A 26001-nucleotide genomic window follows, 5' to 3' on the forward strand; every position below is an offset into this window, starting at 1 on the left:
CCTATTGCCTGATTAACCGAATGCCTTTCTGGCGAATCAAATCCCTTGCCAATGGCGTGATCAGGGTTTTTTCATGGATATACAGTGGAATATCGGCACAATGCAGCCGAATATCCGCTTGGGTGATCAGCTTCTTGACCGCACTTGTCGTATGTACCGTTGCCGATTGCACAACACGCCCTAAAGTGCGGTTTGCCGCCACTGAAGCCGCCATCTCGCCGCCCGAACAGCGTAGCAATTCAACGATTTTGTCTGAAATCAGATCGACAATCACCTTGTCAATCAAGGCTGACAGCCTGTTATCCTGTTGCTCCATCGCCACTACCTTATATCGCTACTACTTCATGATGGTTACCGCCATATCATTTTTTAAGCCGTACGCATTGGCTTCTTCCACATCAATGTGCATTTCAAGCACCGAAGCCTCTGTCGCCCGAACCACCACATTATGCATCACCCCGCCACGAATGCCATGCACGTTTACATCGACTATTTCGCCATCTTTTAAGCCGTGTGCAGTGGCGGTTTGCGGATCAATATGAATATGCCGCCACGCCACAATGGCACAGTGCGTTTTTTTCACGCTGCCTTTCGGGCCGATAATCTCCAACGCTGCCGCCTGAGTTAAATCACCCGACATTTTGATTGGCGCTTGAATCCCCAAGGTATAATTATCGGCAATCGACAGTTCGACTTGGGTCTCTTTTCTTAACGGCCCCAGCACCCTGACCCGCTGAATTTCTGCCTTTTCACTTTTCAAGATCACCGTTTCCTGTGCAGCGAATTGCCCCGGTTGTTTCACCGCTTTCATGCGGGTTAAGGTTGATCCCTGCCCGAACAGAATATCCATATCCTCACGACTGAGATGCACATGCCGATTTGAAATCCCAATCGGAATCGACAATGCCGCTACCGCACTTTTTTCCACTGCCACGCTTGCCCCTGCTGACAGCGTAGGCTGCCCTACATTCAGCTCATTAACAATTTGCTTAGTCATCTGCTGTGCAAGCCCTTGCGTGATCATCTGCGTGATCCGACAGTCCATATTTTCCATTGTCCCGATTCCTTACTGTTTTATCAGCCTATCTAACAAACGTTCCACATCCTCTGCCGCAACCTGACGAGGATTGGTTTTGGTGCAACCGTCATTCAGCACCGCTTGCACAATCTGCTCCCGTTGTTGCTGCACCAATTTCAGATCACAACCCAAACTACGCAGCCCTTGCTCAATGCCCATCATGCTGTTCATCTTTTTAATTTTCAGCACCAACTGATTCACGGCCAGCGTTGCCGACAGCGTGCGGCAACCGCCAATCCGTGCACAAACCGCATATTTTTGCTGGATTTCATTATTGTCCTGTGCATTAAATTCAATAATCATTGGCAACAACACCGCATTCATGCGCCCATGGGGAATATGCAACAGCGCACCAAGCGCATGCGCCATGCCGTGCACTAGCCCCAAACCTGATGAATTAAATGCCATGCCTGCCATGCAGGACGCATTGTGTAGTTTTTCTCTGGCAGTCAGATCTTTCGGTTCGCTGTAGATCTGCGGCAAATAGTTAAACACCAACGCAAGTGCTTTTTCTGCCAAACCGTCGCTAAAATCATTCGCCTGCCGCGACACCATCGCTTCAATTGCATGAGTCATCACGTCCATGCCGGTTTCGACTGAAATCCGCTGCGGCAGACTGACCACCAATGACGGATCTAAAATCGCCACATCTGCCAGCAGATCGTCCGAGACTAAGGGGTATTTCACTTGCGTTTCACTATCGGAAATCACCGCATAGGCGGTAACTTCCGAACCTGATCCACTGGTGGTCGGAATGGCAATCAATAGTGGCTGTGCTGACGGCTGCAACGTACTCAAGGTAACCACAATCCCTTTGGCGGCATCTAATGCCGAACCACCGCCGCAAGCAATCATAATTTCAGGGCGGAATGCCTGAAAAAACGCCGCACCGGCTTTCAACACCGCCGTATCGGGATCTGGCTTGATCTCACTAAACAGCTCAATTTGGCAATCAGACAACTGTTCTGTGATTTTGCTAATCAAACCAGAGCTGACCATAAACGGATCGGTTACAATGCCGACACGCTTGTGGTGATAGCACGCCAATGCCTGTAACGCACTTGCACCGCTATATACTTTTGCTTTCACACTAAATTCAGTCGTCATATTGCTATCCGTCAACTCGCATTACGTCATAATTAGGTTAGTGTGTAATGTATCACTAACCTTGTTAAACAAAACGACGTTCTCTTGCCCTGCAATAGCACATTCTTGTCATTGTCTTTTGTTATGTATCAAAAAAATCTAGCCGTTTTCAATTGATCACGCTCTTGCTCATCAAGTGCGGTTTCAGCTCACTGAAAACGCATAGGATTTTTTTATCCCCCTCCCTTATAAACCAACAAAAAATCCTTTACTGTCGTCAAAATAATGCAATACGGCTCAGGTATTCTACGTTTACATTTAATTGCAATATCATTCGGCTTATTTTTATTACCTCGAGGGATTTATTATGGAAATAACAGATCTATTAATCGCATTCGGCGGTGGAATATTGGGAGCTGCATTAGGCGCATTGGCAGCATTTGAGTTGGTTGGTTTGTTGGTGATCATTCTGGTGGTTATACAGCTGGCAAGCGGTGCACCGTCCGACTTTGTCTCGATTCCGTTTGGCTATTTTGGTCCTCATGTCGGGGGATTTGCCGCCGGTGTCGCCGCCACCGCCTATGCCGCCAAAAAAGGCATGCTGGATTCAGGGCGCAATATTTTGACGGGACTGTGTGGCTTAGGCTGTGCCAATACGCTGTTAATCGGTGGTGTGTTCGGGATTATAGGCTTTCTCTGTGTCTCGTTATTAAATCAAGTGCCTGCATTCTCTTCAGGCTTAGCATGGACCGATACGGTCGCCTTCAGTGTGGTGATTTCAGGGATTTTAGTGCGTTTTGCCTTTGGCACAACGGGATTATTCGGCAAACCGGAAAATGGCATTTCACGTCTTATGCCACCAATTGAAAAATGTTGGATGCCGTATCACAGCCGCCTTGCGCAATTAATCACTCTCGGCTGTGGCATCGGGCTGTTTGCCGGTTATCTCGGCATATCTCTCGGTTCAAACGGGGTACTGTTGGCATTCGGTATTTCAGCCTTCTCGCTGATCTTCCTGCATTTCAACACCAGTGTACCAATCTCTCACCATATCTCATTACCGGCTGCAACCACCGCACTTTTATCCGGCAGCCTGATTTGGGCGGCAATTGTCGGCATCATCTGCGCCTTGTTGGGTGAACTGATTTCACGGCTGTTTTTAATTCATGGTGATACTCACATTGATCCGCCTGCGTTTGTGATTTTCCTGATGACCACCGTGATCCACTTCCTCACCACCGCCAACGTGTTCACCACGCTTGCGATGTTGTAAAGTTTCAAATAGTTAGTAGCTATTTGTCAGACATAAAAAACCCCTGCCGTTTGCAGGGGTTATTCAATTTGGGTCTATCCGTAATTATTTGATAGCGTCTTTCAGTGCTTTACCGGAAACAAATGCAGGTACTTTTGCCGCTGCGATTTGGATTTCTTGTCCGGTTTGTGGGTTGCGACCGGTGCGAGCTTGACGTTGGTTTACTTTAAACGTACCGAAACCGATCAATTGAACCGGATCACCTGCTTTCAGGCTGTCGGTAATTGCAGTTAAAGTCGCTTCTAAAGCCGCTTTAGCTTGTTTTTTGTTTAAATCCGCAGCCGATGCAATTGCATCAATTAATTCTGCTTTATTCATAAGATAGTACCCCTTGTTATTGATGTTTAAGTTAAGCTTTTGTATGGATTGAATATATAAATATTCTGTTTCAACAGCTGTCTAAAAACAGTATCGTAAGATTAATCTAAGTTGTGCCAGATTGAAAGCTATAAATCGCAAAATCTGACTGAAAATCACGTTTGTTGGTCAATTTTTATCCCAATATTGCTAATTGCCTCTTCGCGCAACTCATTTTTCAGGCTCAACAGCAGTTCGATATCGCGTTCTTCCGCTTCATTTAAGGTTCGATAAATCAGCCATTGTACGTCTAATTCCTGCTGAATATCTTCCGATTGCTTTAATTCCTGCTCATTAAAAGTGCGGTCTTGTTCGGTTTCCAAAAGTGAAACCACGGTCTGTAAGGATAATTTACTGACCAAAATCGCCTGTTCCAAACTGGAACCGGAAATAATCGTGTGCAATACTTCGGATAGCCCTTCACAGGCATCTGCCGCCGGAAATACGCCATATGAATCGTATTCGTTCACATCAGGAATAATCGCTTCCAGCTTTTCCAACTGTGATTCAAAATTAATTTTTGCCCCTTTGACGGTGAGATATTCCCAAACTAAATTGAGAATATTGTGATAAACCTTGCTATCTTGTTGTTTGTCGTGCATTTGGCAAAACAGTTGGAAATTCGGATACATCCGTTCGCATAAGCACAACATGAATGCCAGATGTTGCCATGTTTCAAAATGTTCCAGCCGTTTTTGAATCGGGTTACGCATAGTTAGTTTCCTGTTTGATGGTAAGGCTGTGAAAAACGGTGTACCGCATCAACCAAATAACGCGGGCTGTCTTGCGGCACATCTTGGTGAATGCCATGTCCCAAGTTGAAAACGTGTCCGCTGCCCTGTCCGAAATCACGCAGAATATGCTGCACTTCTTGATCGATGCGTGCTTGATCGGCATACAGTACACTCGGATCCATATTGCCTTGCAATGCCACTTTGTGTCCGACGCGTTGGCGTGCCTGATTGAGATCGACTGTCCAATCAAGTCCCACAGCATCGCAACCTGTTTCGGCGATCGCTTCCAGCCATAAACCGCCGCCTTTAGTGAATAAAGTCACCGGCACGCGGCGCCCACGATAGTCACGAATCAAGCCGTCCACGATTTTGTGCATATATTGCAGCGAGAAATCACGGTAATCACGGTGCGCCAACACTCCCCCCCAGGTATCGAAAATCATCACCGCTTGTGCGCCGGCTTTGATTTGGGCATTCAGATATAAAATCACACTGTCCGCCAGTTTATCCAGCAGTTGATGCAGCAAGTGCGGTTCGGTGTATAGCATTTTCTTAATTTTAGTGAACGCTTTGCTACTGCCGCCTTCTACCATGTAGGTGGCTAATGTCCATGGGCTGCCTGAAAAGCCGATTAACGGCACGCTGCCATCCAATTCGCGGTGAATAGTTCGCACCGCATTCATCACATATTGTAGCTCTTGCTCCGGATCGGGAATCGGCAATTGTTGCACATCGCGTGCGCTTTCAATCGGTTTAGCAAATTTCGGGCCTTCCCCTGCGCCAAAACTCAAGCCTAAGCCCATCGCATCGGGAATGGTTAAAATATCGGAAAACAGAATGGCTGCATCCAGCTCGTAACGACGTAGCGGCTGTAAGGTTACTTCGCATGCCAGATCTTGATTGCGGCACAGCGACATGAAATCGCCGGCTTGTGCGCGCGTGGCTTTATATTCCGGCAAATAGCGCCCTGCCTGACGCATCATCCAAATCGGAGTCATATCCACCGGCTGACGCAATAGCGCGCGCAAATAGCGATCGTTTTTTAATTCTGTCATCTTGAGGCTTCCTTGTTATTTTGATTTATTCTCGGATTGTGTATCACTCGCCTGTTCAGCACAAATCGTTTGTGTTAATTCAATTAATCGGCGTGCGATTGTGCCTTTTGGCGGTAAAGTCGGCAATTCGGCACCATAGCGGAACCAGCGGGCATCATTCAGTTCTTCCGCTTGAATTTGAATCTCGCCACTGTCGTAGTCAGCAAGAAAGCCTAACATTAATGAGTTTGGAAATGACCACGGCTGACTGCCGATGTAGCGGATATTTTTAATTTTCAGACCACTCTCTTCAAACACTTCACGTTCAACCGTCTGTTCCAATGTTTCGCCCACTTCGACAAAACCGGCCAGTGTGGTGTAGATTTTTTCACTGCTGTGGCGAACATGGTTGGCGAGCAGAATAGATTCGCCGTTACGCACTGCGACAATGATCGATGGCGCAATCATCGGGTAAGTGCGGTGTTGGCATGTGCAACATTCAACCGCCCATTCGTGTGGGGTCATGGCTTGTGTTTCACCGCCGCATACGCCGCAAAAACGATGGGTTTTCCAGAAGTAATTCAAGGCTACGCCACGGTTCATCAGATTAAAAATCCGTTCCGGCAGCACCAGTTGATCACGCAGCGAGAAGTAGTCTCGTGTATCCTCAAATTCTTGCACTAACCACAGGGGCGCATCACGGTATTCGCCAATGACCATTGCTTTCCATGCGGTTAAATTCAATTCGGCGGCTGTGCCGTAAGGCAATTCACCCTGTTCGAGATAAACCGCACTTCCTTTGGTCAGCAGCCAATAGCCGAAATCATGGGGTTGTAACTGTTGCATAGTTGCTCCGCAAGGATAAATTTAGCCGATATTATAAAGGATTATCAGCTTAAAAGGCAGATCGCACGCCATAAAAAAACCCAAAGTGCGGTACACTTTGGGTTTTTCGGTCAAGTAATTCGATTATTCGAATTCTGCCATATTCAACATTTCTGCCAAATTCGCAGTGGCTTCGTCAACGTCGAATTTGCTATCGATCTCTTCCAACGGTACGTTTTCCACTTTAGCACCTTTGCCGTTATGACGGTTTTGGTGGTAAACATAACCGGTACCTGCCGGAATCAAGCGACCAACGATCACGTTCTCTTTCAAGCCGCGCAACTCGTCACGTTTGCCTGCAACCGCTGCTTCCGTCAATACTCGGGTCGTTTCTTGGAACGATGCCGCAGAGATGAAGGATTCTGTTGCCAATGACGCTTTGGTGATACCCAGCAATTCGCGTTCAAATTCCACCAACGGTTTGCCTTCGGCTTCACGTTGACGGTTAACAATTTTCACGCGAGCCACTTCCACTTGTTCCCCTTCGAGGAATTCAGAGTCGTGAGCTTTGGTGATGATACCTTTACGCAACATCTGACGCACAATCACTTCGATGTGCTTATCATTAATTTTTACCCCTTGTAAGCGGTAAACTTCTTGCACTTCGTTAACGATATAATCGGTTACCGCATGGATACCACGCAGGCGCAGAATGTCGTGTGGCGTTTCCGCCCCTTCCGAAATAATATCGCCACGAGAAACCAATTCGCCTTCGAATACGTTCAGTTGACGCCATTTCGGAATCATTTCTTCATACACTTCGCCTTCGCTCGGAGTAATCAATAAACGACGTTTGCCTTTGGTTTCTTTACCGAATGATACGATACCGGAAATTTCTGCCATAATCGCAGGCTCTTTCGGTTTACGCGCTTCGAATAAGTCTGCAACGCGCGGCAAACCACCGGTAATATCTTTGGTTCCGGCCGATTCTTGTGGAATACGTGCTAATGGTTCACCAATGCTGATTTCCGCGTTGTCGTCTAAGGTGACAATCGCTTTACCCGGTAAGAAGTATTGTGCCGGCACATCGGTACCCGCGATCAACACTGGATTGCCTTTCGCATCAACAATACGCAACGCAGGACGCAGATCTTTACCGGCTGTCGCACGTTCACCGACATCTTGTACCACTACGGAAGACAAGCCTGTCAATTCATCGGTTTGGCGAGTAACGGTGATGCCGTCAATGATATCAACAAATTCAACCTTACCTTCCACCTCGGAGATAACCGGCATGGTATGCGGATCCCAGTTGGCGATGATTTCACCGGCATTCACGTCGCTGCCGTCATTTTTGCTTAAGATCGCACCGTAAGGGACTTTATAGTTCTCTTTGGTACGGCCAAATGCGTCGATCACGGTTAATTCGGTGTTACGCGACGTAATAACTAATTTGCCATCTTTGTTGGTGACGAATTTAGCATTTGTTAAACGCACGCTACCGTTGTTTTTGATCTGAATGCTGGACTCAGACGCCGCTCTTGATGCGGCCCCCCCGATGTGGAAGGTACGCATCGTTAACTGTGTACCCGGTTCACCGATAGATTGTGCGGCGATAACCCCAACGGCTTCCCCGTTGTTGATTAAGTGTCCGCGCGCCAAATCACGGCCGTAACATTTCGCACACACCCCGAAATCGGTGCTACAGGTTACCACTGACCGCACTTTGATGCTGTCAACGGAGTTGGCGTCAATCACATCACACAGTTTTTCGTCAATTAAGGTGTTACGTGCGATCAACACTTCGTCTGTGCCCGGAATTAAGACATCTTCCGCCACCACACGACCTAATACTCGATCACGCAGGGCTTCTTTAACATCACCACCCTCGATTAACGGGGTCATGATCACGCCTTCTTCGGTGCCGCAATCGTCTTCAACGATAACTAAGTCTTGCGCCACGTCAACCAAACGACGGGTTAAGTAACCGGAGTTCGCGGTTTTAAGTGCGGTATCCGCCAAACCTTTACGCGCACCGTGGGTTGAAATAAAGTACTGTAATACGTTCAAACCTTCACGGAAGTTCGCGGTGATTGGGGTTTCGATGATCGAGCCGTCCGGACGTGCCATCAAACCACGCATACCGGCTAACTGACGAATCTGTGCCGCAGAACCACGAGCACCGGAGTCCGCCATCATAAAGATGCTGTTAAATGAAGCTTGTTTTTCCAACTCGCCGTCACGGTTAACCACTTCTTCGGTTGACAGATTTTCCATCATCGCTTTGGCAACACGCTCATTCGCTGCCGCCCAAATATCGATCACTTTGTTGTAACGCTCACCTGCGGTAACCAAACCTGATTGGAATTGTTCCTGAATTTCTTCCACTTCGCTTTCTGCAGCAGAGATGATTTCATTTTTCTGTTCAGGGATCACCATGTCGTCAATACCGACCGATGCACCGGAACGTGCCGCATAGGCAAAACCGGTATACATGATTTGGTCAGCAAAGATAACGCTGGATTTCATGCCCAACAAACGGTAACAGGCATTGATTAAGCGAGAGATCGCTTTTTTGCCTAAGGTTTGGTTGAACAATTCAAACGGCATGCCTTTTGGCGCAATCATCCATAAAATCGCACGGCCCACGGTGGTTTCGGTCAATGTGGTAACGGCTTCAAATTCATTACCCGCCGATTTCACATATTCCGTGATCCGCACTTTAACACGGGCGTGCAGTTCTGCCTGAACGGTACGGTAGGCTTTTTCCGCTTCGCGCGGATCTTGCAACAACATGCCTTCGCCTTTGGCGTTGACTTTTTCACGGGTCATGTAATACAGACCCAACACCACGTCTTGTGATGGCACAATAATCGGCTCACCGTTTGCCGGTGATAAGATGTTGTTGGTTGACATCATCAGCGCACGGGCTTCCAATTGTGCTTCCAGTGTCAACGGAACGTGAACCGCCATTTGGTCTCCGTCGAAGTCGGCGTTAAATGCCGCACAAACCAACGGATGCAATTGAATCGCTTTACCTTCGATCAACAAGGGTTCAAACGCCTGAATACCCAAACGGTGCAAGGTTGGTGCACGGTTCAATAAGATTGGGTGTTCACGGATAACATCAGCCAAAATATCCCACACAATCGCATCTTCACGCTCAACCATTTTCTTCGCTGCTTTAATGGTTGACGCATAGCCTTGGCTTTCTAATTTGGCATAAATAAACGGACGGAACAGTTCCAGTGCCATTTTCTTCGGCAAACCACATTGGTGCAGGTGCAAATATGGACCTACGGTGATAACCGAACGACCGGAATAGTCAACACGTTTACCCAACAAGTTTTGACGGAAACGACCTTGTTTCCCTTTGATCATGTCGGCTAACGATTTTAACGCACGTTTATTTGAACCGGTAATCGCACGACCGCGACGACCGTTGTCTAACAACGCATCAACCGATTCTTGCAGCATACGTTTTTCGTTGCGCACGATAATATCCGGTGCAACCAGATCCAACAGGCGTTTTAAACGGTTGTTACGGTTGATCACTCGGCGATACAAGTCGTTCAGGTCAGACGTAGCAAAACGACCGCCGTCTAACGGCACTAACGGACGCAGATCCGGTGGTAATACCGGTAATACGGTCAACACCATCCACTCCGGATTATTGCCGGATTGAATGAATGCTTCCAGCAATTTCAAGCGTTTGGTGATTTTTTTACGTTTGGTTTCTGAGCTGGTTTCTTGCAACTCTTCACGCAGGGTTTCACACTCGTGTGCCAGATCCATTTGTTGCAGCAAGTGCTGGATAGCTTCCGCACCCATCTTGGCTTCAAATTCGTCTGCCCAGCAATCTTCCGCGTCCATGAATTGTTCTTCAGTCAGCAGTTGTCCACGCTCTAAATCGGTCATGCCCGGTTCGGTTACGATATAAGATTCGAAATACAGCACGCGTTCAATATCACGCAACGGCATATCCAACAATAAACCGATACGGGACGGCAGGGATTTCAAGAACCAGATGTGCGCAACCGGGGAAGCCAATTCGATATGCCCCATGCGCTCACGGCGGACTTTGGTTTGGGTAACTTCAACGCCACATTTTTCACAGATCACGCCACGGTGTTTCAGACGTTTATACTTGCCGCACAAACATTCATAATCTTTAACCGGCCCGAAAATACGTGCGCAGAACAAACCGTCACGTTCCGGTTTGAAAGTGCGGTAGTTGATGGTTTCCGGCTTTTTGACTTCACCGAATGACCATGAACGGATCATATCAGGCGATGCCAGACCGATTTTAATCACATCAAAATCTTCTGAAGATTTTGTTTGTGCTTTCAAAAACTTAACTAAGTCTTTCACAGATTTGCTCCTGTCGGAGTTAAACTTAATTCAAGTGCGGTCAAACCGCACTTGAGCATACTTTCTATTGCAACGGCAATCTTACTGGTCTTCATCCAAGTCGATGTTGATACCCAGAGAGCGAATCTCTTTCAACAATACATTGAATGATTCCGGCATGCCCGGTTCCATCTGATGTGCGCCGTCCACAATGTTTTTATACATTTTGGTACGCCCGTTCACGTCATCGGATTTCACGGTCAACATCTCTTGCAGGGTGTAAGCCGCACCGTATGCTTCCAGTGCCCATACTTCCATCTCCCCGAAACGTTGTCCCCCGAACTGTGCTTTACCGCCTAACGGTTGCTGCGTTACCAAGCTGTAAGAACCGGTTGAACGTGCGTGCATTTTGTCGTCAACCAAGTGGTTCAATTTCAGCATATACATGTAACCCACGGTAACAGGACGCTCAAACTTCTCACCAGTACGTCCGTCAAACAGGTTAATCTGACCGGAGGTCGGAAGATCTGCTAACGCTAACAAGCCTTTAATTTCGCTTTCATGCGCACCGTCAAAGACCGGTGTTGCCAACGGCATACCTTTACGCAAGTTCTGCGCTAGACGAATCACTTCGTCATCGCTGAAGGTCGCAAGATCCACTTGTTGTGAAACATCACCCAAGTCATACGCACGTTGGATATAGTCACGCAATTTCGCTACAGACTGTTGCTGTTTGATCATCGCATTGATCTTGTCGCCGATGCCTTTCGCCGCCAGACCTAAGTGTGTTTCTAAGATCTGACCGATGTTCATCCGCGATGGTACGCCCAACGGATTCAATACGATGTCAACCGGCTGACCGTTTTCGTCGTATGGCATATCTTCAACCGGGTTAATTTTCGAGATAACCCCTTTGTTACCATGGCGACCCGCCATTTTATCACCCGGCTGAATTTGACGTTTCACCGCAAGATACACTTTAACGATTTTCAACACACCCGGTGCTAAGTCATCGCCTTGAATGATCTTATTGCGTTTAATTTCTAATTTACGTTCAAACTCTTTACGCAACTCTTCATGCTGTTCAGCCAACTGTTCTAATTGGTTTTGTTGCGCTTCATCTGCCAGTGATTGCTCCAACCATTGGTTGCGTGTTTGTTTATCCAATTGTTTCTCATCAAAACCATTGTTTAGCAACAGGTTGCGAACACGGGTAAACAAGCCGGCTTCTAAGATCTCCAACTCTTCAACCAAGTCTTTTTTGGCTTGTTTCAGTTGCATCTCTTCGATTTCTAATGCACGTTTGTCTTTTTCCACGCCATCACGGGTAAAGACTTGTACATCAATTACCGTACCGGATACGCTGTTCGGTACACGCAATGAAGAATCTTTCACGTCAGAGGCTTTTTCACCGAAGATCGCACGCAGCAATTTCTCTTCCGGGGTTAATTGGGTTTCACCTTTCGGTGTCACTTTACCCACCAGAATATCGCCACCTTTCACTTCCGCACCGATATACACAATACCGGATTCATCAAGCTTGCTCAGTGCCGCTTCACCCACATTCGGGATATCCGCGGTAATTTCTTCCGCACCCAGTTTGGTATCACGCGCTACTGCAGTTAATTCTTGAATATGAATCGTCGTGAAACGATCTTCTTGTACCACACGCTCAGAAACCAACATGGAGTCTTCGAAGTTATAGCCGTTCCATGGCATAAACGCCACGCGCATGTTTTGACCTAACGCCAATTCACCTAAATCGGTTGAAGGGCCGTCCGCCAACACCTCGCCCCGTTCAATCGGCTCGCCCAGTGAAATACAAGGCACTTGGTTGATACAGGTGTTTTGGTTTGAACGGGTATATTTAGTCAGGTTATAAATATCAATGCCCGCTTCGCCCGGCACGGTTTCATCTTCGTTAACTTTAATCACGATCCGTGAAGCATCAATATACTGAACATAACCACCACGTTTCGCAACAACGGTTACCCCGGAGTCCACCGCAACCGCTTTTTCGATCCCGGTTCCGACTAACGGTTTGTCCGCACGCAAAGTTGGTACGGCTTGACGTTGCATGTTCGCACCCATCAAGGCACGGTTAGCATCGTCGTGTTCAAGGAATGGAATCAATGCTGCCGCAACAGACACCACTTGTTGCGTGGAAATGTCCATGTAATGAATCTCTTCCGGTTTATATAAACCGGATTCACCATGCTCACCACGACAGGTTACAAAGGTATCGGTGAAACGTGATTGTTCGTCTAAATTCGAGTTCGCCTGTGCGATTACATATTTGCCTTCTTCAATCGCTGACAAATATTCGATCTCTTCGGTTACCTGCCCGTCAACCACTTTGCGGTATGGGGTTTCCAAGAAGCCGTAGTCATTGGTACGCGCGTACACCGACAAAGAGTTGATCAAACCGATGTTCGGTCCTTCAGGGGTTTCAATCGGACAGACACGACCATAGTGAGTAGCGTGAACGTCCCGCACCTCAAAACCTGCGCGTTCACGTGTCAAACCGCCCGGCCCTAATGCGGAAATACGGCGTTTATGGGTCACTTCCGACAACGGGTTATTTTGATCCATAAATTGCGATAATTGTGATGAACCGAAGAACTCTTTCACTGCCGCAGAAATTGGTTTGGCATTGATCAGATCTTGTGGGGTCACGCCGTCCAGATCGCCTAATGACAAGCGTTCTCTTACCGCTCTTTCCACACGCACTAACCCGATACGGAATTGGTTTTCCGCCATTTCGCCGACAGAACGAATACGACGGTTGCCCAAGTGGTCGATATCATCCACTTCACCACGACCATTACGGATCTCGATCAGTTTTTTCATCACCAGAACAATATCATCATTGCTCAGGATGCCGCTGCCTTCCCCTTCTGGGATATTCAAAGAGCGGTTAAACTTCATGCGACCTACCGCAGATAAGTCATAACGATCGCTGGAGAAGAACAGGTTATCAAACAATGATTCTGCCGCTTCTTTTGTCGGTGGCTCACCAGGACGCATCATGCGATAGATTTCAACCAATGCGCTCAGACGATCGTAAGACGGATCGACACGCAGGGTCTCGGAAATATACGGGCCGTGATCCAAATCATTCGTGAATAACACTTCAATGTCTTTGTAACCGGCTTGGCTTAATTTCGCCAATGTTTCCAGATTGAGTTCGCTGTTCGCGCTGCAAATAATCTCGCCACTCTCAAGATCCACATAATCTTTTGCTACAATTTTGCCGACAATATATTCGGTCGGAACAACAACTTGAGAGATATTATCTTTTTCTAATTGGCGGATATGACGTGCAGTGATACGACGACCACGCTCAACATAAACGGTGCCGTTTGCTTCAATATCAAAGCTGGCGGTTTCGCCACGCAGACGTTCAGGCACTAATTCCATCATCAGTTTATTGTCACTGATGGAGAAGTTCACTTTTTCAAAGAACAGCGCCAGAATTTCTTCTGTAGTGAAATTTAATGCACGCAGAATGATAGTCGCAGGCAATTTACGGCGACGGTCGATACGCGCAAATAAGTTATCTTTCGGATCGAACTCGAAATCCAACCATGAACCGCGGTAAGGAATGATGCGTGCGTTATACAGCACTTTTCCTGACGAGTGGGTTTTGCCTTTATCGCTGTCAAAGAATACGCCTGGGCTACGGTGTAATTGAGAAACGATAACACGCTCGGTACCATTGATCACAAAGGTTCCGTTATCGGTCATCAATGGGATTTCGCCCATATAAACATCATTTTCTTTGATGTCTTTTACGGTTCCGGGAGCCGCATCACGATCGTAGCTGACCAAACGCAGTTTCACTCTTAACGGCGCAGAATACGTGGTTCCGCGAATTTGACATTCACGCACATCAAAAACAGGCTCACCCAGTTTATAGCTCACATATTGCAATTCGGTGCTACCGTTATTGCTGACAATCGGAAACACTGAGCGAAACGCAGCTTCCAGGCCTTGCTGACCTTCCGGATCTTGCTGAATAAATTTATCGAAAGAGTCGATTTGGATTGTTAATAAATAAGGTACATTTAAAACTTGTTGGCGTTTGCCAAAGTTTTTACGAATACGTTTTTTCTCGGTATAGGAGTAAACCATAGGGTTCCTCTGCTTGCTGATCGGTGACCCAAAATTCGCGCACACTTGCGATCAAGTTAACAAGGTGGCAATGCTATCGATACCGTTTGTTGGTACCGCACTTTTCGCTATCACTAGCAAAACTTCCAGTGCAGGCTTAAAAAATCAGATATAACGCCATTTTTTAAGCAAGAATAAAAGTAAAAAAACGGCATATTTACTTCTATTTTTTAAAGGCACAAAATGGCTAGCAGTGCTAAACCGCTAGCCATTCGCCTATAACAGGCTATAAACTTAATAAAATGAATTATTTAAGTTCAACAGAAGCGCCTGCTTCTTCTAATGCTTTTTTCAGTTCTTCAGCTTCAGCTTTAGAGATGCCTTCTTTCAGAGCAGCCGGAGCAGATTCAACTAAGTCTTTAGCTTCTTTCAAGCCTAAGCCAGTTGCACCGCGTACCGCTTTGATTACAGCAACTTTGTTAGCGCCTGCTGCAGTCAAGATTACATCGAATTCAGTTTTCTCTTCTGCTGCTTCTGCTGGGCCTGCTGCTACTGCTACTGCTGCCGCTGCTGCAGAAACACCGAATTTTTCTTCCATCGCAGCGATTAATTCTACGATTTCAGTTACAGATTTAGAAGCGATCGCTTCAATGATTTGTTCGTTAGTTAATGACATAACAATCAATTCCTAAAGTAAATAAATTAAACGAGGTAAGAAACGCTTTTAAAATTAAGCCGCTTCTTGTAATTTGTCGCGCAATGCCGCAAGAGTGCGAACCAGTTTTCCTGCCGCAGCTTCTTTCATAGTACCCATTAAACGTGCAATTGCTTCTTCGTAAGTCGGCAATGTTGCTAAGAATTCAACATCTTGAACTTTACCTTCAAAGGCAGCACCTTTAATTTCAAACTTATCGTTAGCTTTTGCAAAGTCTTTGAACAGACGTGCCGCCGCACCTGGGTGCTCGTTAGAAAAAGCGATAAGTGTTGGACCTGTCATTGCGTCTTTTAAACACTCGTAGTCAGTGCCTTCTACCGCGCGACGTAATAAAGTATTACGTACAACACGCATATTAACACCGGCTTCACGCGCGGTTTTACGCAATTCAGTCATTTTATCAACAGTTACACCGCGAGAATCCGCGATCACTGCTGACAAGGCACCTTTGGCTGCTTCGTTTACTTCAGCAACAATTGCTTGTTTGTCTTGAAGATTTAATGCCATTGGCTTGTAGCTCCTGAATACACTCCGGTTTCCCGGATTTAAATTACCCGTTGTATCAATACAACAGGACGTCTTTCGGTGCGCAGAAGCAGAAATTTTCTATCATTCTGTTCACCATCTACGCAGGATAATTAAGAAATTACCGAAGTAAACTCCCCTGCGGTCTTGGATGGGGCTTGAATAAGGTCAAGCACCAACCAGAAGTTTCCGGTCAAACAACAACCGGAAAATAAGGGAACGAATTATAAACACAATCCGTTCCCCTGTAAAGTTTTTATTAGTTCAAGCTGGTTTGATCGATAGTCACGCCTGCGCCCATAGTAGTGGACAAGCTAACTTTCTTGATAAACACGCCTTTAGATGAAGCCGGTTTAGCTTTCACTAATGCTGCCAATAAGGCTTCCAAGTTTTCTTTGATCTGTGCAGTTTCAAAGCTCACTTTACCGATAGTGGTATGAATGATACCGTTTTTATCATTGCGGTAACGAACCTGACCTGATTTAGCATTTTTAACTGCTTCAGCAACGTTAGGGGTTACAGTACCCACTTTCGGGTTTGGCATTAAGCCGCGTGGACCTAAGATTTGACCCAATTGACCAACAACACGCATTGCGTCCGGAGAAGCAATAACCACGTCGAAGTTCATTTCGCCTTTTTTCACTAATTCAGCTAAATCGTCCATACCGACTAAGTCAGCACCAGCTTCTTTTGCTGCATCAGCGTTAGCGCCTTGAGTAAATACTGCTACGCGAACATCACGACCTGTGCCGTGTGGTAATACGGTTGCACCACGAACGTTTTGGTCAGATTTACGTGCTTCGATACCCAAGTTCACGGCAACATCCACGCTTTCAACGAATTTTGCAGTCGCTAATTCTTTCAGCAATGCAACGGCTTCGTTGATTTCGTAAGCTTTAGTTGAATCTACTTTATCTTGGATCGCTTTCATGCGTTTGGTTAGTTTAGCCATCTGATTAGTCCTCCACTACCAAGCCCATTGAACGAGCGGTACCTTCAATAGATTTCATTTTGGTTTCGATGCTCGCACCCGACATATCCGCTGCTTTAGTTTCAGCGATTTCTTGGATTTGTTGACGAGTTACTTTACCGACTTTTTCTTTGTTTGGTTTGCCTGAACCAGACTTAACGCCTGCCGCTTTCTTCAACAAAACAGCCGCCGGCGGAGTTTTGGTGATGAAAGTGAAAGAGCGGTCTGCATAAACAGTGATAACCACAGGAATCGGTAAGCCTTTTTCCAGGCTGTCTGTACGGGCGTTAAACGCTTTACAGAATTCCATGATGTTCACACCTTGTTGACCTAATGCAGGACCAACCGGTGGACTTGGGTTTGCCATACCGGCTGCAACTTGCAGCTTAACGTAGGCTTGTACTTTCTTTGCCATTTTTAGTTTCCTCTCGCGGGTATTATCGCCTTGCGGCTCCCCTGTGTTGTAAAAGTGCGGTATTTTAATGAAACACCGCCTACTTTTCAAGCGTTTTAATTAAAAAAACACTTGAGAAATTGCTTAATTCAATCTGTGATTAAACCGCTTTTTCCACTTGGCGGAATTCCAACTCGACCGGTGTTGCACGACCAAAGATAGAAACCGACACTTTCAAGCGGCTCTTGTCGTAATCCACTTCTTCCACCGTACCATTGAAGTCCATGAACGGTCCTTCGGTAACCCGCACTTCCTCGCCCGGTTGGAACAGCGTTTTTGGTCTTGGCTTGTCGCCGTCTTGTTGTAAGCGGTTCAAGATAGTATCAGCTTCACGGTTTGAAATCGGAGCCGGTTTATCCGGAGTTCCGCCGATAAAACCCATCACACGCGGCACGCTACGCACCAAGTGCCAGGTTTCATCGTTCATTTCCATTTGCACTAACACATAGCCCGGAAAGAATTTACGCTCGCTTTTACGGCGTTTGCCGGCAACATTTTCCACCACTTCTTCCGTTGGGACTAGCACATCGCCGAACTGATCTTCCATGTTGTGCTGTTTGATGTATTCGATTAATGTTTTGGCAACACGACCTTCAAAGCCTGAAAAAGCCTGTAGCACATACCAACGTTTTTTCGGTGCGGTATTCTCACTCATAAATTAAAATCTCAGGTTGGTTAAAAACGAAATCACAGCGATAATTAAGGAATCAAATCCCCACAGAACCAATGATGCTACAACAGTGACACCAAATACAATCAATGTGGTTTGTGTTGCTTCGGAACGTTTAGGCCAAACAATTTTTCTCAGCTCGCCGCGTGATTCTTTAAAGAAAGAAAGCGCTTTTTTTCCTTGGTTAGTGATCGCCGTCAAGCCCAGTGCCGCTGCCATTAATACAACGACGCCGACTACACGAGCCGCCAAAGGAAATTGATCGGCAAAATAGGTATTTCCGACCGCCGCCAGCACAATCAATACAATCGCTAAAAGCCAAAAGAGATTATTTGTCGCTTTGCTTTTGCCTTCGTGGCTTTCGATAAGTGTTTGTTTTTTAGTATTTTCTGAACTCATGCTTTATATCTATCCGACTCAGTGAATAACGGTATATTTTTGAACGAACGATTGTAGCATTTTCTTTATAAATTGGGTAGGTGAATTAACGGGAAAAGCGATAATTTTCTGCGTAGATTCTCAAGTCATTACGATTTTCGGCATGAAAAAAGGCACTCAAAGAGTGCCTTTATATCGTGTAGCTTATGCTGCTGCGATCAATTATTTGATGATTTTAGCAACAACGCCCGCACCTACTGTACGGCCACCTTCACGAATCGCAAAGCGTAAGCCTTGGTCCATCGCGATTGGGTGAATCAAGCTTACAACCATTTTGATGTTGTCGCCCGGCATTACCATTTCCACGCCTTCCGGTAACTCGATTGTACCGGTTACGTCAGTGGTACGGAAATAGAATTGTGGACGGTAGCCTTTGAAGAATGGCGTGTGACGGCCACCTTCATCTTTAGACAATACGTACACTTCTGATTCGAAGTCAGTGTGCGGCGTGATTGAACCCGGTTTCGCCAAGACTTGACCACGTTCGATTTCTTCACGTTTTGTACCACGCAACAAGGCACCGATGTTCTCACCTGCACGACCTTCGTCTAACAGTTTACGGAACATTTCAACACCCGTTACGGTTGTTTTAGTGGTTTCTTTGATACCTACGATTTCAACTTCGTCACCGGTACGAACGATACCGCGCTCAACACGACCGGTAACTACGGTACCACGGCCTGAAATTGAGAATACGTCTTCGATTGGTAACAAGAACGGTTGGTCAATCGCACGCTCCGGCTCTGGGATGTAAGTATCCAAGTGCTCTGCCAATTCGATGATTTTTGCTTCCCACTCTGCATCGCCTTCCAACGCTTTCAGCGCAGAACCACGAACGATTGGCGTGTCATCGCCCGGGAAATCGTATTGAGACAAAAGTTCACGCACTTCCATTTCAACCAATTCTAATAATTCTTCATCGTCTACCATGTCACATTTGTTCAGGAATACGATGATGTATGGAACGCCTACTTGGCGACCTAACAGGATGTGTTCACGAGTTTGTGGCATTGGGCCGTCTGTTGCCGCAACAACTAAGATAGCGCCGTCCATTTGCGCCGCACCGGTGATCATGTTTTTAACATAGTCGGCGTGTCCCGGGCAGTCAACGTGCGCATAGTGGCGAGTTGGCGTATCGTATTCAACGTGTGAAGTGTTGATGGTGATACCACGTGCTTTTTCTTCCGGTGCGTTATCGATTTGATCGAATGCACGAGCAGCACCGCCGTAGGTTTTTGCCAATACGGTTGTGATTGCAGCGGTTAAAGTTGTTTTACCATGGTCAACGTGGCCGATTGTTCCCACGTTAACGTGCGGTTTTGTACGTTCAAATTTTTCTTTAGACACGATTAAGTTTCCTTATGTAAAGTCTACAAGCCCTACGGCTTGTAGATTTGTTTAACAAAATTACTTCGCTTTGCGTGCTTCAATTACAGCATTTGCCACGCTAGTCGGCGCTTCAGCATACTTCAATGGTTCCATTGAGTAAGACGCACGACCTTGAGTTTGTGAACGAAGGTCTGTTGCATAACCAAACATCTCTGAAAGTGGAACTTCAGCATTGATTTTAACAACAAATTCATTACTTTCTTGACCGTTCACCAGTGCACGACGACGGCTCAAGTCTCCGATAACATCACCAACGTAATCCGGCGGAGTTTCGACTTCAACTTTCATGATTGGCTCAAGCAATACCGGTTTCGCTCTCATGTAACCGCTCTTGAATGCCAAAGAGGCAGCCAATTTAAACGCCAACTCAGAGGAGTCAACATCATGGTAAGAACCGAAGTGCAAACGCACGCCCAGATCAACGACAGGATAACCCGCCAATGGGCCGGATTTCAATTGTTCTTGAATACCTTTGTCAACCGCAGGGATGTATTCGCCAGGGATTACACCACCTTTGATTTCGTTCACGAACTCGTAACCAGGACCTTCCGGCTCTAATGGGTACAAGTCGATAACAACGTGACCGTATTGACCACGACCACCGGATTGTTTCGCGTGTTTACCTTCAACATCTTTAACCGTATCACGGATTGTTTCACGGTAAGATACTTGCGGTTTACCGATGTTCGCTTCAACTTTAAATTCACGACGCATACGATCAACCAAGATATCCAAGTGTAACTCACCCATACCGGAGATGATAGTTTCGCCTGACTCTTCATCAGTGTGAACACGGAAAGATGGATCTTCTTGTGCTAAACGGCCTAATGCTAAGCCCATTTTCTCTTGGTCAGCTTTAGTTTTCGGCTCAACCGCAACAGAGATTACCGGCTCAGGGAATTCCATACGCTCAAGGATAATCGGTGCGTTCAGGTCACATAATGTGTCACCGGTACCAACGTCTTTCAGACCGATTGCCGCAGCGATGTCGCCCGCACGAACTTCTTTGATCTCTTCACGTTTGTTAGCGTGCATCTGTACGATTCGACCGAAACGCTCACGTTTTTGTTTCACGGAGTTCATCACGGTGTCGCCGGAGTTGATTACACCGGAGTACACTCGGAAGAAGGTCAAGTTACCTACAAACGGGTCAGTTGCGATTTTAAATGCCAACGCAGAGAACGGCTCGTCATCAGATGGATGACGCTCACCTTCGGTTTCATCTAAGTTGATACCTTTGATCGCAGGTACGTCAGTCGGTGCCGGCAAGTATTCGATTACCGCATCCAACATCGCTTGTACGCCTTTGTTTTTAAACGCAGAACCACAAGTTACCAAAATGATTTCGCTGTTCAGCGCGCGTTGACGCAAACCGGTTTTGATTTCTTCTTCAGTCAGCTCTTCGCCGCCCAAATATTTTTCCATCAACTCTTCTGATGCTTCCGCAGCAGATTCGATCAGATTTTGTTGCCACTCTTCAGCTAATTCTTGTAATTCGGCAGGAATCTCTTCGTATTCGAAAGTCATACCTTGGTCAGCTTCGTTCCAGTTGATCGCTTTCATTTTTACTAAGTCGATCACACCTTTGAAGTTGTCTTCTGCGCCGATCGGCAATTGCAGAGGAACGGCATTACCGCCCAAACGTGCTTTAATTTGTTCAACAACACGCAGGAAGTTTGCACCGGTACGGTCCATTTTGTTAACGAATGCAATACGCGGAACCTGATATTTGTTCGCTTGACGCCATACAGTTTCAGACTGTGGTTGTACGCCACCAACAGCACAGTAAACCATTACCGCACCATCAAGCACACGCATAGAACGTTCTACTTCGATAGTGAAGTCCACGTGTCCCGGGGTGTCGATGATGTTGATACGGTGTTGAGGGAATTGGTTTGACATTCCGCTCCAGAATGCTGTTGTTGCAGCGGAAGTAATGGTGATACCACGCTCTTGCTCTTGTTCCATCCAGTCCATGGTAGCCGCGCCATCATGCACTTCACCAATTTTATGACTGACACCGGTATAGAACAGAATACGCTCACTGGTAGTTGTTTTACCCGCATCGATATGAGCACTGATACCGATATTACGATAACGCTCAATTGGAGTTGTTCTAGCCACGATTATTTCCTCTCGTTAGGCGTTGAAAAAGAAGTTTGTTTGCAACAGGCTTGAGAGTCCCAAGCCTGTTCTGCGAATGATCAATAACGTCAGATTACCAACGGTAGTGAGCAAACGCTTTGTTGGCTTCAGCCATACGGTGAACGTCTTCACGTTTCTTAACCGCTGCGCCTTTGTTATCTGCCGCATCAGACAATTCGTTGGCTAAACGTAACGCCATTGATTTGTCTCCGCGTTTACGCGCTGCATCAACGATCCAGCGCATACCTAACGCATTACGACGAACCGGACGAACTTCAACCGGTACTTGGTAGGTTGAACCACCAACACGACGAGATTTAACCTCAACGGTTGGACGCACGTTTTCTAATGCGATTTCAAATGCTTCTAAGTGATCTTTACCAGTGCGCTCAGCTAAAGTGTCTAACGCATTGTAAACGATTTTTTCAGCGATAGATTTTTTACCATCTACCATTAATACATTAATGAATTTTGCAAGTAATTCTGATCCGAATTTAGGATCTGGAAGGATCTTGCGTTGACCAATTACACGACGACGTGGCATGGCATTTCTCCGTTTATTTTTCTTCAGGTTACCCAAAACTCTATTACTGGAGTTATGGTTTATATTAAGTGTTTAAATATGAACGTTTGGCCTTACTTAACGGAGATCCATTAAGCTTTAGGTCTCTTAACGCCGTATTTTGAACGCGCTTGTTTACGATCTTTAACGCCTGCACAGTCTAATGCGCCGCGAACGGTGTGGTAACGCACACCCGGTAAGTCTTTAACACGACCACCACGGATAAGCACAACGCTGTGCTCTTGAAGGTTGTGACCTTCGCCGCCGATGTATGAGGTTACTTCGTAACCATTAGTTAAACGAATACGGCATACTTTACGTAATGCAGAGTTCGGTTTTTTAGGTGTAGTAGTGTATACACGAGTACACACGCCACGTTTCTGCGGACATGCTTCCAATGCAGGAACGTTGCTTTTTACAACCTTTTTAACACGCGGTTTGCGTACTAGCTGGTTGATAGTTGCCATTAAAAAAGCTCCAGTTTATTAATATTATTCATAAAAGAATGTAAAAGATAAATCCACTCAATAATAGAATGGACGCAGAATTTTAGACTTTGAACGGGGGAATGTCAAGGATTAGCGCAAAATCGGCTGATTATTTTCTATTCAGCATCTGGACGGTGAAAATAAACCGCACTTTGCCTGTTTAGCATCGTTTCTAACGGGCAAATTGAGGGAAATGTCGTTCGGTCAGTTCGACCCATTCGGACAGGCTCAATGCGTTGATTGCTGAGGTTGACGCAACAGCCTCCAAACTGAGATTGCGGGCATCCAGATCTTGTTGCAACACATAACATTTCGCGTCACAATCATTCAGTAGCGCCGCATATTTGAACAATGCCCAAACGCCGTCTTGCCAAAATAGCAACGCATCATCTCGGCTTGCCGCTTGCAGATATTGCTTGAGGCTTAACGGATCATAACTTGAATGTGCAAAAGTATACAGCATACTTCCTCTTAAAAATCACGGCTAAAACGTCAGCACTTTTTCTGCGTAGGCTAATGTGTGTAACAATTTTTCAAGTGTCACGCATTGGGTTTGAATAATTCCCTGCTCCGCATTTAAACCGAAACACTGCCACGCCTCTTGCGCGGAATAGCGCCGCTCAATTTCATATAAATCCAACAGTTTGAATGCCGCTTGCATGTCTTTTTGTGAGAGCAAGTGCGATTGCTGCGGGTAAAGATTCAGCACGCCGTCACCGATAAAAAATACCCCGATCTGATCTTCGTCAACAAATGCGGTTGCTGCCAACAGCGCGTCCAAACCTTCGCGCGAGGCGGAAGAGGCGAACGGTGACTCGGTGAATACAAATGCCAATTTCATACGCTAATTAACCGGTCCGCTTGCAGCACCGCACGAGTGAATTCGCCCAGACCGGCAAGCTCAAAACCCGATGCCAAATTATGCTGCTGATTATCACGCGAACTTTCCGTTGCGACCACGCCGCGCCGTTGCGCCGCCGCCACGCAGAGATTCAACCGCACTTGGTATGTTTTCGCCAGCGCTTGCCATTGTGTTAATAAATCCGGTTCATCATTGGCGGGATAGCTGAACGCATTACCGTGGTAAACGCCCTCACGATAGAAAAATACCTGATCGAGTTGATGACCGCACTTGAGTATGCTTTCCGCCAGTTGTAATGCCAAGGCTGAGCCTTGTCCGGCATACAGCGGCTGGGTGACTTGCAAAACGTAGCGCATTACACGTCCGGTTCGTCTTGTTTGATTTGGCGGATATACAGATACACCGTATGTCGGGAAATATCCAAACGTTCCGCCACCTGATGAATCGCATCTTTAATATCAAAGATTCCTTTCTCATATAACGAGCAAACAATCTGTTTATTTTTGCTGTTATTTGCCACGCTGATGTCGGCGTTGATCTCCTCAATGGTGTATTCCACCGTTTGCGCCACCAAATCTTCGACCGAGTTCGCGAAGTTGACAGCAGACGACAGCTCTTGCTGAGTATCGGTCGGTACAAAGGTTTGCAACACTTGTGACAACGGGGCATCCAAGTTCATATTGATACACAACAGCCCGATAATCCGCTTATTCGGATTGCGGATCGCTATCGTCACCGATTTCATCAGCACATTACCTTTCGAACGGGTGAAATACGGCTTAGACACATTATCGGTCTGCATATGGTGCAGCGAACTCAGCGCCAAATCGGTGATCGGCGAGCCCACTTTACGGTTGGTGTTGTGTCCGTTGGCGATATAAATCGCGGAACGCTGCAAATCCTCCAGCGAATGCAGTACGATTTCACAATGACTGCCGATTAAAGCCGCCACGCCTTCGACCACGGCATGGTAAGATTGCAAAATAGCGTAATCCTGTTCAGTAAAAGGGCGAGTGTCCTGTACCATAAAAATCTTGAATTAAATAAAATAAAAGGGTTAAAACGACAAGACTACCGCCAAGTGCGGTAGCCTCTTATTTCAATGTTTATTTTTTAGCCGGCTTAGTAACATCCAGCAACTCAATGTCAAACACTAAGGTGGAGTTTGGCGGGATATTGCCGGTTGCATTTTCGCCATACGCCAATTCCGCAGGAATGACCAATTCGATTTTGCCGCCTTTCTTAATCAACGGAATGCCTTCAACCCAGCCGCGAATCAGTTGGTTCAACTGAAACTCGATCGGCTCACCGCGTTGGTGAGAGCTGTCGAACACTTCGCCGCTGATCAATTTGCCTTGATAATGCACTTTTACGGTATCGGTCGGTTCAACCGTATCACCTTCTCCGGCTTTCTCAATTTTGTACAACAAGCCGGATTCGGTGCTTTTCACGCCGTCTTTCGCCGCATACTCTTTACGGAATTCTGAGCCTTTATCGGCATTTTCTTTAGCCGCTTCAGCATCTTTTTTCGCCACAACCGCACCAAGTTCCTGATCCAATTGGCGCAATTGTTGTTCCAGTTGTTGATCGGTCAGTTTGCTTTTGCCTTCTAAGGTTTGCTGAAAGCCTTCGATAATTTTAGCTTGATCATAAGTAATCAATTCTTTTTGTGAATCAACCGCTTGCTGGATGTTTTTGCCCATCAATACGCCCAGCGCATAAGACGAATCTTCAACGAATTTAGGCTCTTTCAATGTACCGCCCGCTGCCAATGCCGCAGTCGAAACCGCACTTGCAATCAATAACGCCACAATAGATAATTTCTTCTTAATTAACATATTATATTTTCCCCTTTAGTTTGGAGTGGTTTAGGTAAATCATCTTATACTATATA

25 protein-coding genes are annotated in these 26001 nt (G+C 46.4%); 1 reads left to right on the forward strand and 24 read right to left on the reverse strand.

The window, feature by feature from the left end:
• Position 1: 1 nt before the first annotated feature.
• Genes ACUHGC_RS00770 through ACUHGC_RS00780 form a run of 3 tightly spaced genes read right to left on the reverse strand, consistent with a single transcriptional unit; the run spans position 2 to position 2185 of the window.
• Entirely contained in the window at positions 2-316 is a 315-nt protein-coding gene (locus tag ACUHGC_RS00770; protein ID WP_446833807.1) for a hypothetical protein, read from the reverse strand.
• Between the two features lie 21 nt (positions 317-337).
• Positions 338-1054: a phosphate propanoyltransferase gene (gene pduL / locus ACUHGC_RS00775; RefSeq protein WP_446833808.1), complete on the reverse strand. Its 717-nt coding sequence runs from the start codon at positions 1052-1054 to the stop codon at positions 338-340.
• Positions 1055-1066: 12 nt separating this feature from the next.
• Positions 1067-2185: a 1-propanol dehydrogenase PduQ gene (locus ACUHGC_RS00780; RefSeq protein WP_446833809.1), complete on the reverse strand. Its 1119-nt coding sequence runs from the start codon at positions 2183-2185 to the stop codon at positions 1067-1069.
• Positions 2186-2531: 346 nt separating this feature from the next.
• Between ACUHGC_RS00780 and ACUHGC_RS00785 the strand changes: the two genes are divergently transcribed.
• A complete protein-coding gene (locus ACUHGC_RS00785) occupies positions 2532-3437 on the forward strand; it encodes a hypothetical protein (protein ID WP_446833810.1) in 906 nt (301 codons plus the stop codon).
• A gap of 84 nt (positions 3438-3521) precedes the next feature.
• Here the strand turns inward: ACUHGC_RS00785 and ACUHGC_RS00790 are convergent, their stop codons facing one another.
• The 21 genes from ACUHGC_RS00790 to fkpA form a co-directional block, all read right to left on the reverse strand.
• On the reverse strand, positions 3522-3794 hold the full coding sequence (locus ACUHGC_RS00790) for an HU family DNA-binding protein (RefSeq protein WP_446833811.1): 273 nt from the start codon (positions 3792-3794) through the stop codon (positions 3522-3524).
• Between the two features lie 155 nt (positions 3795-3949).
• Positions 3950-4546 carry a YjaG family protein gene (locus tag ACUHGC_RS00795; RefSeq protein ID WP_446833812.1) on the reverse strand — a complete coding sequence of 199 codons (597 nt, stop codon included), beginning with the start codon at positions 4544-4546 and terminating at the stop codon, positions 3950-3952.
• 2 nt (positions 4547-4548) lie between these two features.
• Positions 4549-5622 carry a uroporphyrinogen decarboxylase gene (hemE, locus tag ACUHGC_RS00800; RefSeq protein ID WP_446833813.1) on the reverse strand — a complete coding sequence of 358 codons (1074 nt, stop codon included), beginning with the start codon at positions 5620-5622 and terminating at the stop codon, positions 4549-4551.
• A 15-nt stretch (positions 5623-5637) separates the two neighbouring features.
• Entirely contained in the window at positions 5638-6447 is an 810-nt protein-coding gene (gene nudC / locus ACUHGC_RS00805) for an NAD(+) diphosphatase (RefSeq protein WP_446833814.1), read from the reverse strand.
• A gap of 123 nt (positions 6448-6570) precedes the next feature.
• On the reverse strand, positions 6571-10797 hold the full coding sequence (gene rpoC / locus ACUHGC_RS00810; protein ID WP_446833815.1) for a DNA-directed RNA polymerase subunit beta': 4227 nt from the start codon (positions 10795-10797) through the stop codon (positions 6571-6573).
• Between the two features lie 81 nt (positions 10798-10878).
• Entirely contained in the window at positions 10879-14910 is a 4032-nt protein-coding gene (gene rpoB, locus ACUHGC_RS00815; RefSeq protein ID WP_446833816.1) for a DNA-directed RNA polymerase subunit beta, read from the reverse strand.
• Positions 14911-15196: 286 nt separating this feature from the next.
• On the reverse strand, positions 15197-15565 hold the full coding sequence (rplL, locus tag ACUHGC_RS00820) for a 50S ribosomal protein L7/L12 (protein ID WP_446231458.1): 369 nt from the start codon (positions 15563-15565) through the stop codon (positions 15197-15199).
• A 54-nt stretch (positions 15566-15619) separates the two neighbouring features.
• Entirely contained in the window at positions 15620-16111 is a 492-nt protein-coding gene (gene rplJ / locus ACUHGC_RS00825) for a 50S ribosomal protein L10 (protein ID WP_446833817.1), read from the reverse strand.
• 277 nt (positions 16112-16388) lie between these two features.
• Complete coding sequence (gene rplA, locus ACUHGC_RS00830; RefSeq protein ID WP_446833818.1) at positions 16389-17081, reverse strand: 50S ribosomal protein L1; 693 nt, start codon at positions 17079-17081, stop codon at positions 16389-16391.
• Positions 17082-17085: 4 nt separating this feature from the next.
• Positions 17086-17514 carry a 50S ribosomal protein L11 gene (gene rplK, locus ACUHGC_RS00835; RefSeq protein ID WP_446833819.1) on the reverse strand — a complete coding sequence of 143 codons (429 nt, stop codon included), beginning with the start codon at positions 17512-17514 and terminating at the stop codon, positions 17086-17088.
• A 139-nt stretch (positions 17515-17653) separates the two neighbouring features.
• The gene (nusG, locus tag ACUHGC_RS00840; RefSeq protein ID WP_446833820.1) at positions 17654-18208 is read right to left on the reverse strand and encodes a transcription termination/antitermination protein NusG; all 555 of its coding nucleotides are present in this window, start codon (positions 18206-18208) and stop codon (positions 17654-17656) included.
• Between the two features lie 3 nt (positions 18209-18211).
• Positions 18212-18622 carry a preprotein translocase subunit SecE gene (gene secE, locus ACUHGC_RS00845; RefSeq protein WP_446833821.1) on the reverse strand — a complete coding sequence of 137 codons (411 nt, stop codon included), beginning with the start codon at positions 18620-18622 and terminating at the stop codon, positions 18212-18214.
• A gap of 201 nt (positions 18623-18823) precedes the next feature.
• Positions 18824-20008, reverse strand: coding sequence for an elongation factor Tu (tuf, locus tag ACUHGC_RS00850; RefSeq protein ID WP_446833822.1), 1185 nt, complete (start codon positions 20006-20008; stop codon positions 18824-18826).
• A gap of 60 nt (positions 20009-20068) precedes the next feature.
• The gene (gene fusA, locus ACUHGC_RS00855; protein WP_446833823.1) at positions 20069-22174 is read right to left on the reverse strand and encodes an elongation factor G; all 2106 of its coding nucleotides are present in this window, start codon (positions 22172-22174) and stop codon (positions 20069-20071) included.
• A gap of 94 nt (positions 22175-22268) precedes the next feature.
• Positions 22269-22739, reverse strand: coding sequence for a 30S ribosomal protein S7 (gene rpsG / locus ACUHGC_RS00860; RefSeq protein ID WP_034616418.1), 471 nt, complete (start codon positions 22737-22739; stop codon positions 22269-22271).
• Positions 22740-22849: 110 nt separating this feature from the next.
• Entirely contained in the window at positions 22850-23224 is a 375-nt protein-coding gene (gene rpsL, locus ACUHGC_RS00865; RefSeq protein WP_034616415.1) for a 30S ribosomal protein S12, read from the reverse strand.
• 193 nt (positions 23225-23417) lie between these two features.
• Complete coding sequence (gene tusB / locus ACUHGC_RS00870; RefSeq protein ID WP_446833824.1) at positions 23418-23708, reverse strand: sulfurtransferase complex subunit TusB; 291 nt, start codon at positions 23706-23708, stop codon at positions 23418-23420.
• A 21-nt stretch (positions 23709-23729) separates the two neighbouring features.
• On the reverse strand, positions 23730-24086 hold the full coding sequence (tusC, locus tag ACUHGC_RS00875) for a sulfurtransferase complex subunit TusC (protein WP_446833825.1): 357 nt from the start codon (positions 24084-24086) through the stop codon (positions 23730-23732).
• The gene (tusD, locus tag ACUHGC_RS00880) at positions 24083-24463 is read right to left on the reverse strand and encodes a sulfurtransferase complex subunit TusD (RefSeq protein ID WP_446833826.1); all 381 of its coding nucleotides are present in this window, start codon (positions 24461-24463) and stop codon (positions 24083-24085) included. The genes tusC and tusD overlap by 4 nt, the downstream gene beginning before the upstream one ends.
• The gene (locus ACUHGC_RS00885) at positions 24463-25134 is read right to left on the reverse strand and encodes a helix-turn-helix transcriptional regulator (protein ID WP_446833827.1); all 672 of its coding nucleotides are present in this window, start codon (positions 25132-25134) and stop codon (positions 24463-24465) included. The genes tusD and ACUHGC_RS00885 overlap by 1 nt, the downstream gene beginning before the upstream one ends.
• A gap of 79 nt (positions 25135-25213) precedes the next feature.
• Positions 25214-25945 carry an FKBP-type peptidyl-prolyl cis-trans isomerase gene (gene fkpA / locus ACUHGC_RS00890; protein WP_446833828.1) on the reverse strand — a complete coding sequence of 244 codons (732 nt, stop codon included), beginning with the start codon at positions 25943-25945 and terminating at the stop codon, positions 25214-25216.
• Positions 25946-26001: the final 56 nt, after the last annotated feature.

It is taken from the genome of Testudinibacter sp. P27/CKL/0425 (assembly GCF_052931395.1).

Excerpts from the sequence above, each read along its gene's own strand:
- tusB (WP_446833824.1), bottom strand. The coding sequence starts at position 23,708 with ATGCTGTATACTTTTGCACATTCAAGTTATGATCCGTTAAGCCTCAAG.
- rpsL (WP_034616415.1), bottom strand. The coding sequence starts at position 23,224 with ATGGCAACTATCAACCAGCTAGTACGCAAACCGCGTGTTAAAAAGGTT.
- hemE (WP_446833813.1), bottom strand. The coding sequence starts at position 5,622 with ATGACAGAATTAAAAAACGATCGCTATTTGCGCGCGCTATTGCGTCAG.
- tusD (WP_446833826.1), bottom strand. The coding sequence starts at position 24,463 with ATGCGCTACGTTTTGCAAGTCACCCAGCCGCTGTATGCCGGACAAGGC.
- rpsG (WP_034616418.1), bottom strand. The coding sequence starts at position 22,739 with ATGCCACGTCGTCGTGTAATTGGTCAACGCAAGATCCTTCCAGATCCT.
- ACUHGC_RS00790 (WP_446833811.1), bottom strand. The coding sequence starts at position 3,794 with ATGAATAAAGCAGAATTAATTGATGCAATTGCATCGGCTGCGGATTTA.
- rplJ (WP_446833817.1), bottom strand. The coding sequence starts at position 16,111 with ATGGCATTAAATCTTCAAGACAAACAAGCAATTGTTGCTGAAGTAAAC.
- ACUHGC_RS00780 (WP_446833809.1), bottom strand. The coding sequence starts at position 2,185 with ATGACGACTGAATTTAGTGTGAAAGCAAAAGTATATAGCGGTGCAAGT.
- ACUHGC_RS00795 (WP_446833812.1), bottom strand. The coding sequence starts at position 4,546 with ATGCGTAACCCGATTCAAAAACGGCTGGAACATTTTGAAACATGGCAA.
- pduL (WP_446833808.1), bottom strand. The coding sequence starts at position 1,054 with ATGGAAAATATGGACTGTCGGATCACGCAGATGATCACGCAAGGGCTT.
- rplL (WP_446231458.1), bottom strand. The coding sequence starts at position 15,565 with ATGTCATTAACTAACGAACAAATCATTGAAGCGATCGCTTCTAAATCT.
- nudC (WP_446833814.1), bottom strand. The coding sequence starts at position 6,447 with ATGCAACAGTTACAACCCCATGATTTCGGCTATTGGCTGCTGACCAAA.
- rplA (WP_446833818.1), bottom strand. The coding sequence starts at position 17,081 with ATGGCTAAACTAACCAAACGCATGAAAGCGATCCAAGATAAAGTAGAT.
- tusC (WP_446833825.1), bottom strand. The coding sequence starts at position 24,086 with ATGAAATTGGCATTTGTATTCACCGAGTCACCGTTCGCCTCTTCCGCC.
- rplK (WP_446833819.1), bottom strand. The coding sequence starts at position 17,514 with ATGGCAAAGAAAGTACAAGCCTACGTTAAGCTGCAAGTTGCAGCCGGT.
- ACUHGC_RS00785 (WP_446833810.1), top strand. The coding sequence starts at position 2,532 with ATGGAAATAACAGATCTATTAATCGCATTCGGCGGTGGAATATTGGGA.
- ACUHGC_RS00885 (WP_446833827.1), bottom strand. The coding sequence starts at position 25,134 with ATGGTACAGGACACTCGCCCTTTTACTGAACAGGATTACGCTATTTTG.
- rpoB (WP_446833816.1), bottom strand. The coding sequence starts at position 14,910 with ATGGTTTACTCCTATACCGAGAAAAAACGTATTCGTAAAAACTTTGGC.
- fkpA (WP_446833828.1), bottom strand. The coding sequence starts at position 25,945 with ATGTTAATTAAGAAGAAATTATCTATTGTGGCGTTATTGATTGCAAGT.
- nusG (WP_446833820.1), bottom strand. The coding sequence starts at position 18,208 with ATGAGTGAGAATACCGCACCGAAAAAACGTTGGTATGTGCTACAGGCT.
- secE (WP_446833821.1), bottom strand. The coding sequence starts at position 18,622 with ATGAGTTCAGAAAATACTAAAAAACAAACACTTATCGAAAGCCACGAA.
- ACUHGC_RS00770 (WP_446833807.1), bottom strand. The coding sequence starts at position 316 with ATGGAGCAACAGGATAACAGGCTGTCAGCCTTGATTGACAAGGTGATT.